Source organism: Flavobacterium magnesitis (assembly GCF_041729735.1).
In the GTDB taxonomy this organism is placed as follows: domain Bacteria; phylum Bacteroidota; class Bacteroidia; order Flavobacteriales; family Flavobacteriaceae; genus Flavobacterium; species Flavobacterium magnesitis.
On record NZ_JBCFQK010000014.1, the window covers coordinates 1 to 24,828 of the forward strand.

A 24,828-nucleotide genomic window follows, 5' to 3' on the forward strand; every position below is an offset into this window, starting at 1 on the left:
TGATAGCAGTGGAAATCCTTTTTCTGGCTTTTTTGCCAGGAAAAGATTGAAACGCATAGCAGGATTAGCTCTAAAAAAACATAAAAAGCTTAGGTACTTAGAAACTTAGCGGCTTAGCCACTTTTTTAACTACCTTTGCAAAAAATTAAAATACAGTATTTTAGATTTATAAATGAATGCGATTTCATCAAAACGGAATCTAAAATCTAAAATCTGACATCTAAATTAGATAAAATGAATAACATTGTTGCGATAGTAGGAAGACCTAATGTAGGGAAATCAACCCTTTTTAATAGGCTGATACAAAGAAGAGAAGCTATTGTAGATTCGGTTTCGGGAGTTACCCGAGATAGAAACTACGGAAAAAGCGAGTGGAACGGAAAAGAGTTTTCTGTAATTGATACCGGTGGATATATTCGCGGATCGGATGACGTATTTGAAGGTGAAATTCGCAAGCAAGTGGAATTGGCTATCGACGAGGCCGATGTTATTATTTTTGTGGTTGATGTAGAAGAAGGAATTACTCCAATGGATGAAACGGTAGCAAAATTGTTGCGTAAAGTGACTAAGCCTGTTTTATTAGCAGTAAATAAGGTGGATAACGCCATGCGTGAAAAAGATGCCATTGAATTTTACAACCTGGGTTTAGGTGAATATTACACATTTGCCAGTATTTCAGGAAGTGGAACAGGAGATTTATTGGATGCTTTAATTAAATCTTTCCCTGAAAAACCAGAACCTGTTCAGGAAGAAGTGGTATTGCCCCGTTTTGCAGTAGTAGGACGTCCAAATGCTGGGAAATCTAGTTTCATTAACGCACTTATTGGTAAAGATCGTTTTATGGTTACTGATATTGCAGGAACCACTCGTGATGCTATTGATACTAAATTTGACCGTTTTGGTTTCGAATTTAACTTGGTCGATACAGCGGGAATTCGCCGTAAAGCGAAGGTTAAGGAAGATTTAGAATTTTACTCGGTAATGCGTTCGGTACGTGCTATTGAGCATGCTGATATTTGTATCTTGGTTATTGATGCGACCCGTGGATTTGAAGGACAAGACCAAAGTATTTTTTGGCTGGCTGAAAAAAACCGAAAAGGAGTGGTGATTTTAGTAAACAAATGGGATTTGGTGGAGAAAGATACCATGTCAACCCGTGATTACGAAGAAAAAATCAAACAAGAATTAATGCCATTTACGGATGTGCCTATTTTGTTTGTTTCCGCTTTAACAAAACAACGTTTGTTGAAAGCACTGGAAGCTACGGTAAAAGTGTATGAAAGCAGACAACAACGTATTCCAACTTCAAAATTCAACGAATACATGTTGAAAGTAATTGAAGCGTATCCGCCACCAGCGACTAAAGGGAAATATGTGAAAATTAAATATTGCATGCAGTTGCCATCGCCAACGCCTCAGTTTGTGTTTTTTGCCAACTTGCCACAGTATGTTAAAGAACCATACAAACGTTACCTTGAAAATAAAATTAGAGAAAACTGGGATTTATCAGGTGTTCCAATAGACATTTATATTAGAGAGAAATAATATTGAAAACCACTCCATATCGGGGTGGTTTTTTTGTTAGAACAGCAAGTAAAAGCTCAAGATTAGATTTCTTGGGCTTTTTTTGTAGTATTTGTTGTCGTTTATCGGATTTATTAGTTATTTGTAGATTTCTATTGTTAAGAAAATTATTATGATTAGGTTTGAAAAAAAATCCAAAACTATGAATGAAATTTACAGAGGCTCAGAATGGAGAAAATGGGACTTACATTTTCATACTCCTTCTTCTTATGACTATCAAGACGGAAGTGTAACGAACCAAGATATAATTGACGGATTATTTGAAAACAATATATCAGTTGTTGCTGTGACTGACCATCACATAATTGACGTTGATAGAATTAAAGAACTTCAAGAACTTGGAAAAGAAAAAGGCATAACCGTTTTGCCAGGAATTGAATTTCTTGCAGAATTGAGAGATAGAGAACCTATACATTATATTGGAATTTTTTCAGAAGAATCGAATTTAGAAACTATTTGGGGACAATTGGAAAACAAAACAGCACTTTTTGGAATTAAAAGTGAAAGCAAAAAAATTAATGAAGTTTATTGTGTTCTTAAAGACACTATTGAATTAATTAAAGAGTTGGGTGGTATTGTGACAATTCACGCAGGAAGCAAAACAAATTCCGTTGAAAATATTACAAATTCACTATCCCATTCAATTGCTCAAAAAATAGATATTGCAAAACTTGTTGACTTCTACGAATTAGGTAAAATCGAAGATAAAAAAGGATATTTAGAAATTGTATTTCCTGCAATTAAAAAGCATATTCCAATGATTATTGCATCTGATAATCATAACATCAGAAAATATAGTTTAAAAGAAAATTGTTGGATTAAGGCTGATAAAACATTTGAAGGATTACAACAAGTTATATATGAGCCTAAGGAAAGAGTGCGTATTCAAGCAAATAAACCTCAAGAAAAAGCTGGTTATCAAGCAATAGACAATATTACCATTACTCATACCGATTTCTCTCCAATTAAAATCCAGCTTAACCAAAATTTAAATACAATTATTGGAGGTCGTTCTACTGGAAAATCGATATTACTCGGTTCGATTGCAAAAAAACTAAATAGCGATAAAGAAGTAAAATTTGAAAATGAAGACTACTCAAACTATGTATCTCAAATAGTTTCAAATCTAAAAGTAACTTGGAAAGACGGTATTGAAAATAATGAGAGGAACATTGAATATTTTCCTCAAAGTTATATGCATCGTCTAGCTAAAAATACAAATAATGACCTAGATAATTTAATTGAGGAAATTATTATTCAAGACGAAGAGAAAAAAAATGAAATTGACAATTACCACAACTTTAGTAAAAACAATAACACTGAAATTGTTGGAAAAATAAATAAATTATTCCAGACTTTAAGTGATTTCCACAAATTAAAACTAAGTATAAAAGACCTTGGTGATGAAGATGGTATTAATAGCGAAAAAGCAAAATTGACAGTAATTCTAGAAGAATTAAGAAGTAAAATTCAAATTTCGGAAGATGAAATAAAAATTTACAATTCTTTAATTCAGCAATACAATGAAAATTTCAACAAAATAACTATTACGGAAAATCAAATTCTAAAACTAAATAGCCTTAAAGGTCAAAGTATTACTAATGATAATTTAGAATTTGATTTTGTTAATTTAATAGATCCCACAAAAACAGCATTATCTGACATTTATAAAAATTTGAAAACACAATTTCAAACTGCTTGGTCTGCAAATATTGATGGTTTGGTTTTAGAATTACAACAACAAATTCTGCAATTAAATTTATTTAACAATCAAATTATTGAAAATCCTATTTACGCAAAAGGAGTTAGCGTTTTTAACAATAATGAACAATACAAAGAGATTGAAGAAAAACTGAAAATTCAGACTAATAAATTATTCGAAATTGGAACTTTCAAAACACAAGAAAAGGCTCTCATTGAACAATATAGTCAAATTAAAGATACTGTAAAAAATGACTTTCGTGAGTATTACAACAGAATTGTTTCAATAAAAGAGAAACTTAGTTTGAAATCAGATAAACTTGAAATTAAAGCTAAACCAACATTAAGTCTTAATAAGTATCGTGAAATTTTACAATCAAGTATTAATCAACAAAGTCACAAAGGACAAGAAATAGTAAACAAACCAATTAAATCTTACGAAGATTTTTTTAGTGCGGTATTTGAACTTTTTGAATTATTGCTCAACAATGAAGTAACATTAAAAGGTGGATTTTCCACAGCTTCTGTTGCTCAGAAAATTTTATCAACAAACTTATTTAAAATCACTTATGATATAATTTATGAAGACATTTTTAAGCAAATGTCAGAAGGTAAAAAAGCATTTGTTGTATTAATGTTATTATTAGACTTTAGTAATAAGGACTGTCCTATTCTTATAGATCAACCAGAAGACGACTTAGATAATAGAGCTATTTATAACGAATTGGTGACATACATTAAAAGAAAGAAAAAAGAACGACAAATTATTATAGTTACTCACAATCCAAATATTGCCGTTGGTGCAGACAGTGAATTAGTAATCGTATCAAACCAACACGGTGTAAATTCACCAAATAAAGGAGATTTTAAATTTGACTATATCCAAGGTAGTTTAGAAATGACAAAAAAGAAAGATGAAAAAATAAAAGAAACTTTGCATTCGCAAGGGATAAGGGAGCACGTATGTGAAATTTTAGAAGGCGGATTTGAAGCGTTTAAAAAAAGAGAGCTGAGATATAGCATACATTAAAAGCCCAATCGCTCGGATATAACAAAATATCTCGTTCAACGGATAGCGTAGTCCCGAAGTTTCGGGATGCAATCTGTGCACACGAAGAAAAATAAGAAACAAAAATTCCGAGCAATCGGGATTTTTTTCATTTTATAGGAAAACACAGTTGATTTTGGTCTGATTCTTGGTTTGGATTTTAAACGTGAGTAACCTTTAAAACCCAAGTAAATGAAAAGAATTGTAATAATAGTTGTATTGTTCCTAAATGCAATAGGATTTTCCCAAAATAAGAATTTTGTAGTTGAAGACAACTTAATAGTGTGGAGATTGGTCTATGAAGATGCAAGTCCTTTTTCGGCATTAAAAAATAATCTGCGTTTGGATTTTGTTAGTGATTCCACTGGTTACATCAGTAAAACTAATTTTGCCGACAGAAAACTAGAGGAGTTAACAGCAGATTTTAGAATTGAAACTAAGGAAGGAAAATACCGTGTTTCAGTATTTAATATTCGGTTTTATGACCGAGCAATTCGTAAGAAGGAGGCGATTCAGGAATACGCTATTGAGAGTCATTTTCTGAAAAATAATGGAGAAATCAGAAAATCAATATTGGGTTATAATGTGACAGAACTACTCAATCCTCATTTTGAAGAACTATTTACGATTAAAAAAGGAGTTAATTCAGATTGGTAATTGCAAAAAAGTAAACTGTTGCCCACAAATCAGAGCAAGCCATTCATACCAATAAAATCTTTATCTTTGTATTATTAAAATTTCATGAAACATGAACTACAAAATATCATTTCAGGAAAGGGCCAAGTTAGGCATGGAGATGCTATCCAAGCAGTCGCCAGTTACCTTAGAAGAAGCAAGAGCACAAGTAAAATTGCTTAAAGATAGGAGTACATCAAAATTAAAACAAGAGCAACATGAAATTATTAATGAATCAGAAGAGGACATAAAGACAGGAAAAATTTATAGCCAAACTGAGGTGCAGGAAATTATTGAAAGTTGGCAATAATTGTGAAATAGAGCATAATTAAAATCCCTTTACACGCTGTTGTATTACAGCTCGTAAAGGGATTTTAATTTGGTCTAATTTACGATTAAAAAAGCAGTTCCTGTCGATTGGTAGCTTAAAGAATAGAAACTAATTCGTTTATAAAATTTAAAAAGAAGCAGTAGCAAGCGTAAAGTTTGTTGCTGCTTTTTTTTGCGTAAAAGGGTTATATAATCATAAAATACATTTCTTTTTGATTGAATAGAAATTGTTTTTATTTGTGTAACGTTCTTGTAATCAGTTGTTTTGTTTTTTATTTAAAAAAAAGTTTATATTTTTTTTGTGAATCCCTTTTTTAAATATACTTTTGTTCTATCAAATTAGTAGAATATAAAATATAATTTTAAATACTAAAAAAATGAAGACTATCAAAAACATCTCATTTTTGAATATGCAAGAATCAGTACAATTAGACAATCTTCTCTGTCTGATGTGTTGTTGCTGCTAATAGCTTCAATTTACAATCTCTAAAATATTGATAAGATGGTTATCCTGAATTTTTAGGATTGAATTGTTATGGATAAAAATGAAGTAATAATCAAATAAAACAAAATGAAAAAACGAATGTGCTGTAAATAAAAAAAGCCATTTCTGCGGCAACAGAAATGGCAAGTTTAAAAAAGAATTGTTCATCTCTAAAAGGAAATTGAAAGTTGATTACTCAGCCTTCAGGGATCCTTATTATTTAAACCAAAACAAAGTAATGAAAAAAAAATTAAATATACTTTCATGGCTAAGTGTTTTTCTAATTTCACTGGGAATTAATGCACAAAGCACAAAACCTACAATAAATTCAACCCTTGATGGTGTAATTATAGATCAAATAACAAAGCAGCCTATTCCGGGTGTTACTATTCAAATTAAAGGAATTACCCATAGTGTAATTACTGATCTTGACGGGAAATTTAGTTTTCAAACTGGTCAAAGTTTTCCCTATACATTAGTAATTAGTTCGGTAGGTTATGTTACCAAAGAACAAATTGTAAATGATAAATTCATACAAATTGCACTTAAAGAAGATGTAAAAGAACTAAATGAAGTAGTAGTAATTGGTTATGGAACTACTTCGAAAAAAGATTACACCGGAGCAGCCGAAACTGTTTCTAAACAGGCATTGCGATCTACTCAGCGGAGTTTAGAAAGTGCTCTTCAAGGATCAGTTGCGGGGGTAAATGTCACGCAAACATCGGGTCAGCCTGGAGCAGGATTGAGTATTAGAGTTCGTGGAGGAAGCTCGATACAAGGAGGGAACGAGCCACTTTATGTTATTGATGGTTTCCCAATTTATAATTCGGATGTGACTTCAGGAGTTTTAAGCGGAACTTCTACAAATCCACTTTCGGCAATTAATCCAGCAGATATTGAATCGATTACTGTTTTAAAAGATGCTTCTTCAACTGCTATTTATGGTTCCAGAGGAGCAAATGGAGTAGTGATTGTTACTACTAAAAAAGGAAAATCGAATATCATGGCTGTAAATTATGATTATTCCATAGGACAAAATGAAGTTCGTAAAAAAGTCTCAGTATTAGATGCTGCTGGTTTTTCAAGACTTAGAAATGCAGCTTTGTTTGATACCAATCCGGCAGCAGGGACAAATCAATATTTATCTGAGGCACAAATAGCTCAATTAGGAAAAGGTGTGGATTGGCAGGATGCCGCTTTTAGAACTGCACAAACTCAAAATCATCAATTGAGTATTTCAGGAGGAAACAATCAAACAAAATATGCTATTTCTGGAAACTATTTCAATCAGGAAGGAATTATAAAAAATACGGGTTTTGAACGTTTGAGTGGTCGAATTAATTTGGATTCAAAATTAAGCGATAAATCAAGATTTGGAGTAAACCTTTCTATAGCAGAAACTAAATCTAAAGTAGCGCCATCAGGATTGGTAACAGCTTTATTAAGTATGCCTCCTACAGCTACAATTTATGAAAGTGATGGTAGTTATACCTTAAGAAACCCTTTCGAAAATATATTTTCAAACCCAATTGCTACGTTAAACGAACGTAAAAACAGAGCGGTTAATACAAGAGTTTTAGGAACTGTTTTTGGCGAATATGATGTGTTAGAAAACTTAGTTTTAAAAGTTTCTTTTGGAACGGATCTTATTGGAAACAAAGAAAGTACTTATATTCCTTCTACCATCTATGAGGGTTTGATTACCAATGGTGAGGCCAAAATTGGAAACAGTACCAACAAAACATGGTTGAATGAAAATACCTTAACCTATACGAAAGTGTTTTCAGAGGTACACAGTTTGAATGTTTTGGCTGGTTATACACAACAAAGTTCTACTAGAGATTTTGTTACAACAGGATCACAACAATTTGTAAATGATATTACTTCAGACCATAGTTTACAAAGCGGTAATCTGGCATTGATTCCTACTTCGGGAGAAAGTAAATGGGCATTGAATTCGTATTTGTCAAGGTTGAATTATAATTATGATTCTAAATATTATTTTACAGCAAGTATTAGAGCCGATGGTTCTTCCCGTTTTGGAAAAAATAATAAATGGGGCTATTTCCCTTCTGTAGCAGCAGCTTGGCAAATTGATAAAGAAAACTTTTTTAGTTTGTTGTCTAATACAATAAGCAGCTTGAAATTTAGAACAAGTTACGGATCAACAGGAAATCAGGAAATAGGAGAATATCAATCATTGTCTACATTGAGTAGTGTGAAATATCTTTTTGGTGACCAAATTTACACTGGGTTTACACCAACAAGAATTGCAAATGACGATTTAGGATGGGAATTAACCAACCAGTTTGATGCAGGAATCGATTTAGGAATCTTTAATAATAAAGTGTTTCTTACCCTTGACGCTTACCGCAAAACGACTAAGAATTTATTGTTAGATGTTCAAATTCCATACACTAGCGGATTTACTTCTTCTTTGCAAAACTTTGGTTCAGTACAAAATCAGGGAATTGAGTTAGGAATTAATACCTCTTTAAGCAACGGCGATTTATCTTGGACTTCTAATTTCAATATTGCCTTCAATAAAAATAAAGTTTTGGCTTTAGGAAGTGATGCTGAGTTTTACACTTTTGGAAATTACATCTTGAAAGTAGGAGATCCGTTAGGTTCATTTTATGGAGCAGTAACGGATGGAATTTTGCAAACGGCTGATGTAGCAACCAAAGGCGTTTTTACGGGAAATGCTGCTCCAAAAGCTGGGGATCGTCTATACAAAGACATCAATGGTGATGGCGTATTTACTACTGCTGCTGATAGAACTACTATTGGTAACGCACAGCCTGATTTCACATTTGGATTCACAAATAACTTTACCTATCGCAATTTTGAATTGGGAGTTATAATACAAGGGTCTGTTGGAAATGATATCCTGAACGGAAATTCACAAGCTTTAGAATTGTTTAACGGACAGCAAAATGCTTCAACATCGGCTTTAGATGCCTGGACACCAACAAATCCAAGTACAACTACACCTCGTGCTAAGTTGGATCCGGCACCAGTATTCTCAGACCGATTTGTGGAAGACGGTTCGTTTGTTCGATTCAAAAACATCACATTGAGTTATAATTTACCTAAAACAGTAATAGAGAAATTCAAATTGACTGCTGTAAAGCTGAGGTTGGTAGGAGAGAATTTAATCACTTTTACAAACTACAGCGGATTTGATCCGGAAGTAACTAACGGAAGTTCTATTTCTCCGGGAACAGATACGGGAATTTATCCAGCCTCTAAAGGCATTTCGGCTGGTTTAAGTGTAACATTCTAAAAGAAACATCATGAAAAAAATAAGCATATTAAGTTTACTGATTCTTTTTACAATCAGTGCTTGTAATTCTTTGGACGAAGATCCAAAAGCATTTATTGCAGCAAACAATTTTTATAAAACAACAGACGATGCAGAGGCGGCTGTAATTGCCATTCATAATGCAATGAACAGTGGGACGCATACTTTGTACAATCGTTTAATCCAGATTTCTACAGAAATGGCTACGGATGATTATGAAGCAGGACCACGTGCCAGGAATGCGCATGTTAGAGCCCTATCGAATCTAACGCATGATGCCTCAAATGACCGTATGCTAGAACTTTGGCGTCAAAGCTATGATGGAATCAACAGAGCAAATGTTGCAATTGATAATATTTCGAACAATCCAAATCTAAATTCTCAAAAAGATCAAGATTTAGTTAACGAAGCTAAGTTTTTAAGAGCAGTGTTGTATTTCAATTTGGTAAGATGGTTTGGTAATGTACCATTGGTTTTGCATGAAACCAAGAGTTTAACAGCGGAAGCTTTGAATGTAACCAATACACCAGAAGCAGAAGTGTATGCCCAAATTGAAAGGGATTTACTGGATGCCCAGGCATTACCAGTACAACAACAAATTAATGGAAGACCAACAGCTGGTGCTGCTAAAAGTATTTTATCTAAAGTGTATTTGACACAAAAGAAATGGCAACTGGCAGCGGAAAAAAGTAAAGAAGTAATTGATAGTGGGCTGTATGATTTGTTCGAAAATTATGCTGATGTATTTAATGTAGCGACTAAAAATGGTAAAGAACACATTTACTCAGCCCAATTTAAAGGACTTTCTAACTGGAATGGAAATATGTTGGCATCATCATCTGCTCCAACTTCCGTTCCGGGAATAGCAGGAGATCATGCGGATGCTTTGCATACAGCTGGTGGACTTTTTGAGTCTTTTGCAGAAAATGATGACCGTAAGTATATCACTTTTGCTGTTGAATTTGTAAGCCCAACGGATGGGAAAACCTATACAACCATCCCGCATTTTAATAAATATTTTGATTCCACAACACCAGCTTCGCCAGGACAGTCTTCAAAAAACACACCGATTATTCGATTTGCAGAAGTATTGTTAATTTATGCCGAAGCAGCAAATGAATATCAAAATGCACCATCAACAGCAGCTTATGAAGCCATTGATCGTGTAAGGGAAAGAGCAGGGATTCCGTTGCTTTCAGAAATTGCACCAGCATTAAGTAAAGACGATTTTAGAGAAGCCATTTTTGAAGAAAGAAGAAAAGAATTGGTTTTTGAATACCAGCGTTGGTTTGATTTGGCTCGAAGAGGTTCGGATTATTTTGTAACCAAATTAAAGGCAGCAGGAAAAACCAATGCACAACCCAAACACATTCACTTTCCAATCCCTCAGCGTGAATTGGACTTGAATCGAAATTTAGAACAAAACCCAGACTGGAAATGATAATTAGATAACTATTAAAATTCAAATAAAATGAAAAAAACTTTTATTACCCTAAATATTTTATTGGCATTTGGCTTATTTAGTCAGGCACAAACCACAACTTCAAAACCAAACGTCATCCTGATTATGGTGGATGACATGGGATATTCTGACTTAGGAAATTACGGTTCAGAAATTAAAACACCCAACTTGGATAAATTAGCTAAAGAAGGAACACGATTGCGCGAATTTTATAATAATTCCATTTGTGCACCAACAAGAGCTTCACTTTTAACAGGGCAATACCAGCACAAAGCAGGAGTGGGATATTTTGATGTCAATTTAGGATTACCAGCGTATCAGGGTTATTTGAACAAAGAATCTTTAACATTAGGAGAAGTATTTCGTTCAGGAGGTTATAGTACTTTGATGTCGGGAAAATGGCACGTGGGTTCTGAAGATAAAGCCCAATGGCCCAATCAAAGAGGGTTTGATAAGTTTTACGGAATCTTAAAAGGAGCGGCTAATTATTTTAATACGGATGGATTGCCTTTTGGAAAATCTCCTTATCCAGTGGCTTTAATCCGCAATAATGAAGAGCTGCATCCAAAAGCAGATTCCTATTATTTTACAGATGAAATAGGGAACAATGCGGTGCAGTTTTTGGACGAACAAAACAAAGAAAATAAACCTTTCTTTTTGTACTTAGCTTTTACAGCGCCTCACTGGCCACTACAGGCAAAAGCAGTTGATATTGCTAAATACAAAGGGAAATTTGACGAAGGCTGGGATGTTTTAAGAGAGAAAAGAATTCAGAAACTAAAAGAAAATGGGATTCTGTTAGCAAACCAAACCATTGCTCCAAGAGATCCCGAAGTGCCAGAATGGAATAAGTTAACGTATGACGAAAAACAATTCTGGAAAGCTAAAATGGAAGTGTATGCAGCCATGGTAGACAACATGGATCAAAATGTGGGGAAAGTATTAGAGAAATTAAAGGCTTTGAAAAAAGATAAAAATACGCTGATTGTTTTTATTTCTGACAATGGTGCACAAGGTGGTTTCAATACCTATAATCCTCTAAAAAGAGGTTTGGTTAAAAATGACGGGCCAGTTGGTACTTCAGGATCATTTGATTATCAGGAACAAAACTGGGCTTATTTGTCTAATACCCCATTACAGGATTATAAAAACAATATGCACGAAGGCGGGTTTAGTTCTCCTTTTATTGCCTGGTATCCGTCAAAAATTAAGGCGGGTCGTATTGACAAAGGAACAGGACATCTTATTGATTTAGCTCCTACTTTTTACGAATTGGCAGGAATTCCATATCCAACAAAACTGAATGGTGTAACATCAAATCCGTTGCCAGGAAAAAGTTTATTACCTGTATTATTTGACGGTGCTTCCGAAGTAAATCGTGGTGCTCCAATATTCTGGGAAAGAGCAGGAAACCGAGCCGTTAGAGAAGGAAAATGGAAGTTGGTTTCTATCTATCCGTCTTACCAATGGGAATTGTATGATTTAGAAGCCGATAGAGGAGAAACAACAAATGTAGCCCAACAAAATGCAGCAATTGTAAATGATCTTTCAGCTAAATATTTTGAATGGGCTAATACAACAGGTGTGGTAGAATACAGCAAAATAAGACCAGGAAACGAATTGATTCCAGGTGCAGCTGCAAAAAAATAATTTCAATAGCCAATTCTGTTTTTTGAATTGGTATAATGCATGTTATGGTTTGTTAGTGTTAGTTAGTAAAAAGGGGCTGCTTCGGTTGTCCCTTTTGCGGTATTGATTTTTAAATTGTATCGAAAATAATAATGTCATGAAAATATATCGTTTAATAATAGGTATTATTTTAAGTAGTTTTTATTCCAGTTTAGCCCAGCAAAGTAAATCAGTTGCTGTAACAAGCTGCGAAGCAATGTGCAAGTCAAATACTTCTAAGAAAGCCTTGTTGTTACAAGCTGTTGCCAATAATTCTAATGAAAATAAAAATAAATCCACTGATGGAATGGTTTGGGTGGCAGGAGGTGAATTCAATATGGGAACTAATGATTATCCCGATGCACAGCCCGTTCATACTGTAAGTGTAAAAGGATTCTGGATGGATCAACACGAAGTTACCAATGCACAATTTGAAGCATTTGTAAAAGCAACTAATTATATTACCATTGCCGAAAGATCTTTAAATCCAGCTGATTATCCGGGAGTTCCACTTGAGAATTTAGTTCCTGGTTCAGCGGTATTTTCTCCTCCTAAGGATAAAGTTTCGTTAGGAAATATACAACAATGGTGGAAATATGTGCCCGGGGCTAACTGGAAACATCCATCAGGACCTGAAAGTACTATTGTGGGACTCGAAAATAATCCTGTGGTACAAATCAGTTATCCGGATGCTCAGGCTTATGCAAAATGGGCAGGCAAACGTTTACCAACGGAAGCCGAATGGGAGTTTGCTGCTCGTGCAGGACGTGAGCCTACTAAATATTACTGGGGAGAAGAATTGAAACCCAATGGAAAATGGCAGGCTAATATTTTTCAGGGCACTTTCCCCAATAACAATACTGCCGAAGATGGTTTTACAGGGGCAGCTCCAGTACAATCTTTTCCAAAAAATCCTTATGGAATCTATGATTTAGAAGGCAATGTATGGGAATGGTGTAGCGATTTATACCATGTTGATTATTATAAAAACAGTGCTCAAGCTAATCCACAAGGCCCTTTAGAAAGTCATGATCCCGAAGAACCTGGAGTAGAAAAACATATGCAAAGAGGCGGTTCTTATTTGTGCAGTGATGAATATTGCATTCGTTATGTGGCAGGAAGCAGAGGTAAAGGAGAAACAACAAGTGCTTGTAACCATTTGGGTTTTCGTTGTGTGAAGGATGCTCAATAATTTTTGTGATTTAAAAAAAAAATATAACATTATGGGAAAAAAGATATTGTTGTTTTTTGTGCTTTTACTTACAATCGAAACGAGTTCAGCACAGAAGGTGAAGAAAATAAACTTGCATACTGAAATTAATAAGAACAGACTTCATATTGCAAATAGAATTGCTAGCCCTTTGAATGATGAAAAATACCAAGGACTGGAACTAAACGAACGGCAAGGGGAAGGGATTGTCTGGCTTCAAAACCAAAATTTCTCAAAAGGAAGTATCGAAATTGATCTTAAGGGACAGGATGTTTTTCAGAAAAGTTTTCTGGGTATTGCGTTTCACGGTCAAAATGATTCGATATATGAAGCGGTTTATTTTAGACCGTTTAATTTTTATGCCCAGGATTCTGTAAGACGAATTCATGCGGTGCAATATATTGCTCATCCCAAATTCACTTGGGAGAAATTGAGGAAAGAAAGAAATGCTGAATTTGAAAAAGTGATTCCTAATGCTCCGGATCCTAATGGATGGTTTCATGCGCGAATTGAAATTAGTGCTACAGAAGTAACAGTTTTTGTCGAAAAAAATCCTAATCCAGTTCTGAAAGTAAAGCTATGGAGTTCTTTTTCTGATGGTAAAATTGGTCTCTTTGTAGGGGATAATTCAGGAGGGAAATTTGCAAATTTGAAGATAATACGATTTAAGAGTTGATAGGCTAAATTAGCTGAAATATTTTTTAAGTTTTACAATACCCACAGGATGTGGATGCGTTTATAGAAACCTCTGGAAATTAAAATCCGGAAAAAAATAAAAAACAAAAGCCCAAGATTTATTTCTTGGGCTTTTTTTGTGGTAATTCTTACCAATAAACGAGTTTATTTGTTGTTTGTAGGATTTCTGGTTTTAGGAAAAATATTATGTTTATTTTCGGAATGTAATTGCTATTGTAATGACACAAAGTCACCATCATTTGAGTAGATATGAGTCATTTTATAGAATATACAAACTAGTTAGCTGTTATTTTACCAAAGAAAATGTAAAAAATAAAATATGCCAAGACAAGAATTTATAGATTTAGTTCAAGAAATAAAAGCCTGTGGAATCGGGCGAGAAATGACAAAAAAAGATTTTTTATGGTTATTTGAATTTTATGAAAAAAGAACAAGTGGAAACGTTTGGAGAATAAACGATTATTTACACAAAGAAAAAATGATTGTAGTTCCAAGCTACCAAAGTGGATGGATTTATGATACTATTGAATTAAAAGAAAAAGATAAAGTAAAAATTAAAAAAGGAGATGATTCAACTGATGAGTTTGATCCAATTAATAGATTGTCAATTTTAGAAGCATCAGTTAAAACTCCAGTTTCCGTTAAAAGAGATGCGAAAATTGATGAAGCATATTTACTTTTATGGCAAAATGATTTTACACAATTACCAATAATGAATGATGATAGAACTGTATTAGGCATTATTACTTGGCAAACAATAGCAAAAGGTTTAATAACCGAAAAAAAATCTGACTGTGTTAAAGATTTTATGTCTGATAAATTTACTGTTTTAGAAGAAAATACCCCTCTTTTTGATGCAATCAAAGAAGTTATAAAAACAGGAGTTGTTTTTGTTAGAGACAAAGAAAAAAAAATTAAAGGACCTGTCACTCCATCAGATTTAAACGAAGAGTTTATTGAACAAATAGAGCCTTTTATTTTACTTGAACAAATTGAAAATTATATACGATTATTATTAGATGATAAAATAATTCTTGAAGATATTCAAAAATTAATAACTATAGACGATGGAAGGTCAGTTAATTCAATTAGTGATATGACATTTGGTGAGTATCTCATGATACTTGAAAATCAAGAAATATGGCAATTATTAAGTTTACCTTTTGATAAAATCAATTTCATAAAAAACCTTCATAAGATTAGAATTATTAGAAATGGTGTTATGCATTTTCATCCAGATAAAATATCGAAAATTGAATTAGAGATATTAAGAAAATCCTCAGAGTTTTTAGAAGAATTCTTAACAAGTAAATAAAACAACAGCTAACAGCCCTTTGTCCAGATTAGGATTTTAGGCTTAATGGAAAAGGTTTTGTATTTGGGATGATTTGGCAAATCCTAAGAATGGGCTTAATTTAGTCCCAAACCCGTAGTGCCAGAACGTTATAAGCCATTTTATTGAAGATGTAGATGAAACCAAATACAATACATAAAGATAACTCCAAAATTATGAAGCACATTAAACGTAAATTCGTTAGTGAATATCAAATGACAGACGATGCATATGAATTTGCTCTTAAACAATTACCAAAGTTTCCAACTACTGGACTTTCTATTCCTAAAGAAAAAGTTGCACATGTGATTACAGATGATAAAAAATTTATTCAATGCTTCACGTACATAATAAATGGAACTCCTATTCCAATACCTGAGCCAAATCCAGTTGTAATTTATTTTTCAAATGCTCAAGGTTTTTTAAGTTCTATCGAAGAATTCCGGGCAAACCTTTTTTCAGAAATAAAGAAACCCATATATGAAATCGGTGAAGTTCAAAATCTGATGTTTGGTTTTTATAGCGTAGTAACGAGCTTTGTAAGTTCATTATCCAATTCAATTGAAGCATTTGTAAATTCCAAAATTCCAAAAGAACTCATAATTGATAACCCGAGATGGAAAAAGAAGAAAATGAATAAATATGAAATATTACGTCATTTAAGTCTTGAAGAAAAATTAAAACATCCTCTTAATCAAGTAATGAGTAGAAATTTTATGAGTAGAAAAGAATACGTAGAAATAAAAAAGCTGGTTGAACTACGGAATGATATTACACATGCTAAATCTGATATAGATCATAATGTAAACTACTATGAAAAACTGTATATTGATACATTGGATTTTGACTATATTTCAACCATTGAAGCTGCTAAATCCTTAATCAATTTTTATGAGCCGAATTTAATTGAACCTTGTAATTGTGGTAAAAAACATTAATTATTGCTAGTTTATTTGAAAACCCCGACCGCTCGGATATGCAGTAAATATCTTGAAACGGATAGCGCATTCTATGATAAAAAACAATTAAGATTTGAAACAAATGAGAAAAATATTCGAACTTTTGAGCTGTATCGTATTATGAAAAGAGGATTTGAATTTCTTAAACAGATAGAAGAAAATAACAATCGGGAATGGTTTGCTACGCACAAACCGGAATACGATTTGATTGTGAAAGAAAATAAAATTTTTTTCGAACACATTTATTCCGAACTTCAAAAGCAGGATAGTTTACAAGGTATCCATATTTTTAGAATTTACAAAGATGTTCGTTTTTCTAAAGATAAATCTCCGTATAAAACTAATTTTGGAGCTGGATATTCCCGTACAAAACCCATGTTAAGAGGTGGTTATTATATTCATTTAGAGCCAAATAACAGTTTTGTGGGTGGAGGATTTTGGGCTCCCAATAGTGCAGATTTACTTCGTATCCGTAAAGAATTCGAAATGGATACAACAGCAATCGAAAAAATTACTTCCGACAATACTTTCGTAAAATATTTCGGTGAGCTTGAAGGAGAAGATGGAGTAAAAACTGCTCCAAAAGGCTTCGATAAAAATCATCCTGCAATTAATCTGATTAAGAAAAAACAATTTGTAGTGAAGAGAAAATTTACAGACCAGGAAGTTTTATCGGATGATTTTCAGAAAGAAGTGATTGCAACATTTGTAGCAATGAGACCTTTTTTCGATTATATGAGTGAATTACTTACTACGGATTTAAATGGAGAACCTTTATTCTAAAAGGAAGCGATAATAAAGCAATGTAACAGTCAGCTGATCGCTCGGTTTTGCACACGAGCGATAGACAAACTGACAGTGTAAACCGCGCCCGCAAACGATAACAAACAATAAATTTTCAAGAGCCCAGGGTTTAATCCTTGGGCTTTTTTAGTTTCTCTAAAAAACTTCAAATACTTTATTTAAAAAATAAACATCTACTTATTTGGTAGAGTTTATAAAGTTTCTATCTTTGCGTTTAAATAATACTAAAACGGTAGAAATAGTATATATTAAAAAAAAACAATTTCCAATTACGATATCATGTAGCGGAAATTGGGAATTCAAGGCTGTATTGTTTCTATCATATTCAATAAAAAAAACACATATTAAAATGGAAAAAATTAAATTAAAACATATTTCAGTTGTAATTGTAGCATTAAAACTTTTGTTAATTTCAGTTGTACTTATTAAGTATCTGCCTGAAGCTTCGGCGGAAGATTTAACATTCGACCAAACATTTTTATGGTTTTTGCTGGCAGGTTTTTTGGCTCAGATAGTTGATGGAGCTTTAGGAATGGCCTATGGTGTTACTTCAAATTCTGTTTTGTTAGGCTTTGGACTTTCTCCAAAATTAGCTTCTGCGGCAGTACATACGGCCGAAGTGTTTACTACGGGAGTGTCAGGGCTGTCCCATATCAAGTTTGGTAATTTTAATAAGGCATTGTTTTTAAAGTTAATCATTCCAGGAGTTTTGAGTGCTTCTGTTGGGGCATATTTATTGGGTTCTGTCATTGATGGAGAATTTATAAAACCTTACGTTAGTCTTTATTTACTTTTTTTGGGGGTAATTATTATTTTTAAAGCTTTAAAGAAACAGCTTGCTGTAAAAACCAATTTGAAAAATGCACCAATTTATGCGCTTTTTGGAGGTTTCTTGGATGCAATCGGAGGAGGAGGTTGGGGGCCTATTGTAACTTCTAATTTAATAAAAGAAGGAAATACACCTAGTACAGTAATAGGAACGGTAAACACAGCCGAATTTTTTGTCACGTATTTCAGTGCCGGTATTCTTATTTATTTTACTGGTATCCAAAGTTGGCAAATTATTTTAGGGCTTATAGTTGGAGGTACATTGGCAGCTCCTTTTGGGGCGTACATTGCAAAAAAATTGCCTACTAAAACCATGATGATAACTGTTGGGATTTTAATTATACTAACTTCAATTTATACACTTTCAAAAATTATTTTCTAAGTTTCTAAGAGTAAATAGTTTTTGATAAATAAAAAAGTATTGTTTTTTAGCAGAATAAAGTAATGTTTCTGTAAGTTATATCTTTTTCTGTATATTGTTTTTATATTAAATTGCATTTGTCAAGGAGCAAAATAGAAATTGCCCAATCTTAAGAGTTCAATCTTGGGATTGGGCAATTTGTTTTTATGACATTAGCATTTATAACTATATACTGCTGTTTTTTTTCTTTCGGCAATTCTTAAAATATCATTAAGGATACTCTTTTTGCTGTATTTTGTTTTCCAAATGCGGTTTCTTGAATTGTAATAGGGGTACTGCCGTTATTTAGTGTGTAAAGTTCAATTAGATGTTCGTCTGCTTTGAGTTGACTAATGTTAGAAACATTTGGTTCGGATACCAAAAAGGGCGATGTTATATTCTATAAGTTGACATAATTTTGTTTTAGTTGATTATTTAAAATGGGTCTTAAAATACTGGACAATTGATCAAAATCCATTAAAAAAGCGTCGTGTCCGTATTCCGATTGAATTGGGTGGTAAAACACATTTTGTTTGACGCTTCTTATTTTTTGATAGGTTTTGTCGCATTCTTCGGTTGTAAATAAATAATCAGTGTCAATGGTAACCAAATGAATATTCGATTCAATTCTGCGGGCTATTACAGTAATGTCATTTCGGTTGCGTGTCACGTCATTTGTTTTTAGCAAATGATTCATAAACTTGTAAGCGGCCAGTTGATACCTGCTTTGGAGTTGGCTTCCTTTGTCCACAAGCCACTCTTCAATTTTAAACGAAAAAGCTTCATCTGTTTCTTCTCTTTCGTACAACTGACTGATATATGTAGGACTGTGATACAGTAAGGTAGCATGCATTCGGGCATCTGCAATAGGATTTTTAGAATTGTTAAGTATTTGATCCTGAATCAAAACATTAGCAATTATCCAGTCTGTCGCTTTCCAGTCGGTTGCTATAGGAACCAGATTTTCAATTTTGTCTGGTTGTAAAGCGGCCATTTCCCAGGCAACTGTTCCACCTAAACTTACACCAATTACAGCGTAAATTTCATTAACATCCAGGAAGAATAAAGCTTCCCAGAATATACGTGCCACATCTCGAATGCTGAAGTCACGATAATTGTCAATTAGATTGGCTTCGGGATCGCCATAGCCATTTCCAGGTACATTAAAAGCTATAATTGTAAACAAATTGGTATCTATGGCTTTGTCATCTCCAACAATTTCTTTCCACCAACCTTTTTCACCTGCCACAGATGAATTACTGGTAAGAGAGTGATTGACAACTATTACAGGTGCCGTTCCAAGTGGTAAACCAAATGTTTCGTAATATAAATGTAGATAGGGTTTTTGTTTCCCATTTTCTAAATCAAAATCGAATATAGCGATCCTTTTAATATTTCTCATTGTGTACAATTTTTTAAGATTATCTCATTGATCAAAATTCTTTTATGATTCTAAATTTTAGTCAATTAGAGGTCTAATTTTTCTCTTTTAATAATAATGTCAATGGTAGTGATTCACTTTCTGGTAGAATCGTATCGAGAACAAGAAAACTTACAATTTAAAACGGTTCTCGATACATTTTTTGCTTCATTTCATTGCACAAAAATACTCGAACTGACGTTTTTGATTATTTCATCCAACGGGTTTACAAAGTATATTTCAAAGTAATTCCATAGGTTCTTTGGTCTCCCAATACTCCTGCATAATGTCCTGCATTTCCACCAGCAGGCAATAATTGTTCGTAATAATCTTTGTCTAAAATATTACGTGCCCAGAAATTGATAGACAATCCTTCGGAGGCTCTAAATCCAAAACGACCATTAAAAAGTGCATAACCGTCAACTACTAAATATTTGGAAGCAGATGGACTAGATGAGAATTCAGAACGAGCATAAGAATCAATTCCTATGAAAAATTTACCTAAATTCCCAAAGAATTTTGCTGATTTAGTGTATTCGCCACCTAAACTTCCTGCCCATTTTGAAACCCCTGGCAATTGGCTTCCAGAAACATCTTTGAAGGATACGGCTGATCCGGTTTCTTCTAACGGCAGTGGCGCATTGGTAAATTTAATATACTTTCCATCAGTATAAGTTGACGCTCCGTTGATGGTAAAGTGTTCGTTGATTACAAAACTAGCATCCAGTTCAGCACCTCTTACACGTACTTTATCCGCATTGGCAAGATAACCACGGTTTACCCCTAATTCAGCCGCCTGAACGTTAGTTTGATAATCAGTAATATCGGTATTAAAGAATGTTACGTTCAATATAGCATTGTTAAAAGGCGATGTTTTTACACCCGCTTCATAATGATTTACTTTTTCAGGTTTAATTACTGCAAGATCAAGAGCAGGTTGACCATTAACGGTAGGGAGTCCAGCTACGTTTACACCCACAGGTTTATAACTTTTAGCATAAGTGGCATAGGCATTAATTTTGTCAGCTGCTTTATAAGATAGGGTTATGTTTCCTGAAAAGTCTGTAGCATCAGTGTCTTTTGCGAAATTCTGGTCGGTGTAAACTAGTCTTTTTAAAGCAATAAGATCAGGATCATTGGTTTCTAATCCTCCATAAGTTTTACGATCGTAATCGGCGTCTTTTTTGTCATAATTGTATCGAATACCAGGTAAAAGATGCAAACGTTCTGTTATTTCCCAATCCAATTGACCAAATACAGCCGCGCTAATAGCATGAATACTAGCGTTGGTTCGTATTCCATAGCCTTCAAAAAGACCAGGAGTTTGCCAATTAGTACTGGTGGTACTTTGAGAAAATCGCCATTGTGCACTTCCAGATTCTTCGGTACCATTGGTTGTTGATGTTTGGTCAATAAAAAATATACCTCCAACACCACTTAATTTAGGTGAGATTTGTCCCGCATAACGCAATTCCTGAGTAAACTGAGTTTGTCTCGATGGATTTTGTGATTTTGCCAACACTTGTAATCCTGTAAAATCTCTATCATTTGACGGATCCCAGTTCCAAAAACGCCAAGCTGTGGTTGAGGTCAGTGTTCCTGATCCAATTTTAGTATCAATATTAAGCGACGCTCCTCCTAAATCTTGTCCTGAACGCCATGGAGTATCATGATCAATTTTACGGTCAAAGGCATTCAAGCTCGGAAGTTGGTAATTCAAATCAGCAATGATGGCATCAAATTGACGGTAAGGGGCTCTTTGAGTTGGTGCAACTCCAGCAATAACCTGAGCATATCCATCTGGGCGTTGTGTGGTGATGTCTGCTGCTAATGTAATATGGGTATTCTCTGAAGGAACATACAGCAATTGTCCTCTAATTCCTTGATTGTTCAAGGTGTTAGTTGCTCTTCCTGTTGCTACATTATCAATTAAACCATCACGTTGAGTACCTGAAAAGGAAATACGTCCTGCAATTTTTTTGCTCAACGCTCCTGTAATTGAGGCTTTGGCTTGTAAGAAAGCGTAATTACCATAGCTAACTTCAAAATCAGCACCTGGAGTAAAACTTGGTTTGCGAGTTGTAATATTAAAAGCTCCTGCAGTGGTGTTTTTTCCAAATAATGTTCCTTGTGGGCCACGTAAAACTTCGATTTGGCTTACGTCAATAAAATCTAATGTAGTTGCCGCTGGACGTGCATAGTACACTCCGTCAACATAGAAACCAACACCAGGATCGATTCCATCATTAGTAAGTCCAAAAGGAGAACCCAAACTACGAATGTTAATTCCTGTGTTTCTAGGATTAGAAGAATACAACTGTACTGATGGAATTAGTTCTTTAATTCGGTTTACGTTAAAAGCACCTGCTTGTTCGGCTTGTTTTCCACTCACCACCGAAATGGGAATAGGAACGTTTTGTGCTTTTTCAATTCTTCTTCTAGAAGAAATTACCACTTCAACTAATTCATTTTCTTCGATAAGTTGGATGTGTAATGAATCTGTTGTTGGTTCATTAATAGCTATTTCTTGCGTTTTGTAGCCCACATATTGTATTAGAAGAGAAAATGAAAGTTTTTCTTGTACATCAATAGAAAAGTCTCCATTAGCGTCTGTAGTAGTATTGTGTTTTGTTCCTTTTAATAAAATATTAGCACCAGCTAAGGCTTGGTTTTGACTGTTTTTTACATTTCCTGTTACTATATTTTGTGCTTGAGAAATAGAATAAGTAAGTAAAAATGCTAATGTTATAATTGATTTTGTATAAAGTGTCTTCATTGTTTATTTTGTATGTATGTTATATGTAATTAGTCGAATTTAAAATTAAATTTTTTTACTAGCACATACACATCATTACCACATTTGTAGTATTTCTAATTTTAGTTTTATTTCCTTTCGAATGATCCTCCGAAAAAATCAATGTTGTTCGATACGTTTTCATGCGTTTCAATTTTTGTTTTAGATAAAATTTTGAATTTCGATGCAAATATATAATTAATTCTATAAAATTAGTAGAATTATAAAAATATTTTTTTATTTTTTAATTAATGAAGCGATAGTGATGCCTTGCATGGCTTTTAAAGTTTCTTCTCTAATAGCTATTAAACCGTGTCGTAGTGAGCATTCCGCTTCACTAACGCAGTCTGAACAGCGCTCATAAAAATTGAGTGAAGCACAAGGTAATAATGCAATAGCACCATCAAATAAGCGATGAATATCGGCTAAAGTAATTTCGTTTCCAGATTTCAGCAGGTAATAACCACCAAATTTCCCTTGCTTACTTCCTACTAAATGCCCGCGTTTTAAATCCAATAAAATTTGCTCTAAAAACTTTTTAGGAATATTAGCAGTTTCCGCAATATCTATTGTTTTAGAGATATGATTGGCATCTTGCTCAGCTAAATAGAGTAGGGCTTTAAGAGCATATTTAGTTTTGTGTGAAAGCATATAGAGTTAGTTGGTGTATTATAGCTAAAATTAGGGATAAAGATAAATAATTTTATAGAGGAGTCAAGTATTTTTAAAAAAACAAATAACCCATTCGTTATAGCAAATGGGTTATTTGTTTTTTAATATGTTTTATGAAGTAAAAATGGATTTTACCAACTTCCGCTAGACCCACCGCCAGAGAAACCTCCGCCGCCAAAGCCACCACTGAAGCCGCCGCCAAATCCGCCACCAGAAGAACCACCGCCAAAGCCTCCTCCAAAACCGCCACTATTGCGACCCAGATTACTCAGGATAATTACATCTAATAAACTTGGACCACCACCGCCACGATTTCCAGAATTTCCGCCATTACCCCCGCCTTTGTTTCTGGAAATTAAAATAACAATAAAAACAACGATGATTACAAAAGGCAGAGTAGGAAAATCTTGTTCTTTTTTAGCTTTTCGAGTTCCTTTGTATTTGCCTTTAAAAACGTCAAATAAAGCATCAGTTCCTTTATTAACTCCTTTATAATAACTACCGGCTTTGAATTCTGGAAGGATAATGTTTCTAATAATTTCTCCGCCAATTCCAGCTGTCAGTCGGTCTTCCAATCCGTAACCGGGATTAATGGCAATTTTTCTATCGTTTTTAGAAATAAGAATAATGACACCATTGTCATCTTTTTCAGTTCCACCCACTCCCCAAGTTTGTCCCCAGTTGGTTGCTAGTAAACTGACGTCTTCGCCTTTTAAACTTTCTACCGTAATAACCACAATTTGTGTTGTAGTAGTATCTGAATAGCGAACCAGTTTTTCTTCTAATTGCTTTTTTTCATTCGCATTAAAAAGATTCGCATAATCATAAACCGAGGTTTGTAAACTGGGTTTTTCAGGGATTGTAAATTGTGCAAATAGAAAACTGCTGTTGAGCAATAAAACGAAACATAAAAATAGATTCCATGCCGTTTTAGCCATCTGATTACTGCCTTCTACCTTCTGTCGCGTATTTTTTGTTTTCTGCTTACTGCTTACTGCTTTATGCATTATCCTTTTGATATTTCGTTAGACAATTCGTTGCTGTCGCCTTCCTGCCAAGGAAAATATTTTTTAAGCTGTTCTCCAGCTCTAAAAATTCCGTCAACAAGTCCTTGCTTGAATTGGTTTTGTTTGAATTGAGCCACCATAGCATCTCGAGTACAGTTCCAAAAATCGTCTTCAACAACATCGTTGATTCCTTTGTCTCCACAAATCACAAAATTATGATCGTCAACTGCCAGGTAGATTAATACGCCGTTTTGTAATTGGGTTTCATCCATTTTTAATTCGTGGAAAACTTCCATCGCACGATCATAGGCATCCAGAGAAGTTGTTCTTTCAATATGGACTCTAATTTCACCAGAAGTCTTTTTTTCGGCTATTCGAATAGCTTCAACAATTTCTTGTTCTTCCTCTTGGGTTAAAAAATCTTCTACTTTTGACATTTGTTTTATTTT

General features: G+C 33.9%; 18 protein-coding genes. 13 read left to right on the forward strand and 5 right to left on the reverse strand.

All coding sequences use genetic code 11. The features are described 5' to 3' along the window. The first annotated feature begins 234 nt into the window (after positions 1-234). The 13 genes from der (at position 235) to AAGV33_RS10535 (ending at position 18,468) form a co-directional block, all read left to right on the forward strand. Positions 235-1,545 (forward strand): ribosome biogenesis GTPase Der, encoded by a 1,311-nt coding sequence (der, locus tag AAGV33_RS10475; RefSeq protein WP_373391973.1) that lies wholly within the window; start codon positions 235-237, stop codon positions 1,543-1,545. Positions 1,546-1,726: 181 nt separating this feature from the next. Next, positions 1,727-4,315, forward strand: a complete 2,589-nt coding sequence (locus tag AAGV33_RS10480) for a TrlF family AAA-like ATPase (protein ID WP_373391974.1) — start codon at positions 1,727-1,729, stop codon at positions 4,313-4,315. A 210-nt stretch (positions 4,316-4,525) separates the two neighbouring features. Beyond that, positions 4,526-4,990: a hypothetical protein gene (locus AAGV33_RS10485; RefSeq protein WP_373391975.1), complete on the forward strand. Its 465-nt coding sequence runs from the start codon at positions 4,526-4,528 to the stop codon at positions 4,988-4,990. A gap of 91 nt (positions 4,991-5,081) precedes the next feature. Next, the gene (locus AAGV33_RS10490) at positions 5,082-5,318 is read left to right on the forward strand and encodes a hypothetical protein (RefSeq protein ID WP_373391976.1); all 237 of its coding nucleotides are present in this window, start codon (positions 5,082-5,084) and stop codon (positions 5,316-5,318) included. A gap of 742 nt (positions 5,319-6,060) precedes the next feature. After that, positions 6,061-9,108: a SusC/RagA family TonB-linked outer membrane protein gene (locus AAGV33_RS10495; RefSeq protein ID WP_373391977.1), complete on the forward strand. Its 3,048-nt coding sequence runs from the start codon at positions 6,061-6,063 to the stop codon at positions 9,106-9,108. 10 nt (positions 9,109-9,118) lie between these two features. Then, a complete protein-coding gene (locus AAGV33_RS10500) occupies positions 9,119-10,567 on the forward strand; it encodes a RagB/SusD family nutrient uptake outer membrane protein (RefSeq protein WP_373391978.1) in 1,449 nt (482 codons plus the stop codon). A gap of 30 nt (positions 10,568-10,597) precedes the next feature. After that, positions 10,598-12,238, forward strand: coding sequence for an arylsulfatase (locus AAGV33_RS10505; RefSeq protein ID WP_373391979.1), 1,641 nt, complete (start codon positions 10,598-10,600; stop codon positions 12,236-12,238). Positions 12,239-12,374: 136 nt separating this feature from the next. Next, positions 12,375-13,448: a formylglycine-generating enzyme family protein gene (locus AAGV33_RS10510; RefSeq protein WP_373391980.1), complete on the forward strand. Its 1,074-nt coding sequence runs from the start codon at positions 12,375-12,377 to the stop codon at positions 13,446-13,448. Positions 13,449-13,479: 31 nt separating this feature from the next. Next, the gene (locus AAGV33_RS10515; protein ID WP_373391981.1) at positions 13,480-14,142 is read left to right on the forward strand and encodes a hypothetical protein; all 663 of its coding nucleotides are present in this window, start codon (positions 13,480-13,482) and stop codon (positions 14,140-14,142) included. A gap of 339 nt (positions 14,143-14,481) precedes the next feature. Continuing rightward, positions 14,482-15,477 carry a CBS domain-containing protein gene (locus AAGV33_RS10520; RefSeq protein ID WP_373391982.1) on the forward strand — a complete coding sequence of 332 codons (996 nt, stop codon included), beginning with the start codon at positions 14,482-14,484 and terminating at the stop codon, positions 15,475-15,477. 194 nt (positions 15,478-15,671) lie between these two features. Then, the gene (locus AAGV33_RS10525) at positions 15,672-16,433 is read left to right on the forward strand and encodes a hypothetical protein (RefSeq protein WP_373391983.1); all 762 of its coding nucleotides are present in this window, start codon (positions 15,672-15,674) and stop codon (positions 16,431-16,433) included. Between the two features lie 141 nt (positions 16,434-16,574). After that, on the forward strand, positions 16,575-17,237 hold the full coding sequence (locus AAGV33_RS10530) for a DUF2461 domain-containing protein (RefSeq protein WP_373391984.1): 663 nt from the start codon (positions 16,575-16,577) through the stop codon (positions 17,235-17,237). A gap of 370 nt (positions 17,238-17,607) precedes the next feature. After that, positions 17,608-18,468: a sulfite exporter TauE/SafE family protein gene (locus AAGV33_RS10535; protein WP_373391985.1), complete on the forward strand. Its 861-nt coding sequence runs from the start codon at positions 17,608-17,610 to the stop codon at positions 18,466-18,468. A 418-nt stretch (positions 18,469-18,886) separates the two neighbouring features. On the opposite strand, the gene AAGV33_RS10540 is transcribed toward AAGV33_RS10535, so the two are convergent. The 5 genes from AAGV33_RS10540 to AAGV33_RS10560 form a co-directional block, all read right to left on the reverse strand. Next, entirely contained in the window at positions 18,887-19,888 is a 1,002-nt protein-coding gene (locus tag AAGV33_RS10540; protein ID WP_373391986.1) for an alpha/beta fold hydrolase, read from the reverse strand. Between the two features lie 244 nt (positions 19,889-20,132). Further along, positions 20,133-22,682: a TonB-dependent receptor gene (locus tag AAGV33_RS10545; protein ID WP_373391987.1), complete on the reverse strand. Its 2,550-nt coding sequence runs from the start codon at positions 22,680-22,682 to the stop codon at positions 20,133-20,135. A 255-nt stretch (positions 22,683-22,937) separates the two neighbouring features. Further along, positions 22,938-23,351, reverse strand: coding sequence for an RrF2 family transcriptional regulator (locus tag AAGV33_RS10550; RefSeq protein ID WP_373391988.1), 414 nt, complete (start codon positions 23,349-23,351; stop codon positions 22,938-22,940). 152 nt (positions 23,352-23,503) lie between these two features. Next, positions 23,504-24,310 (reverse strand): TPM domain-containing protein, encoded by an 807-nt coding sequence (locus AAGV33_RS10555; RefSeq protein WP_373392055.1) that lies wholly within the window; start codon positions 24,308-24,310, stop codon positions 23,504-23,506. Between the two features lie 68 nt (positions 24,311-24,378). Next, a complete protein-coding gene (locus AAGV33_RS10560; RefSeq protein ID WP_373391989.1) occupies positions 24,379-24,816 on the reverse strand; it encodes a TPM domain-containing protein in 438 nt (145 codons plus the stop codon). Positions 24,817-24,828: the final 12 nt, after the last annotated feature.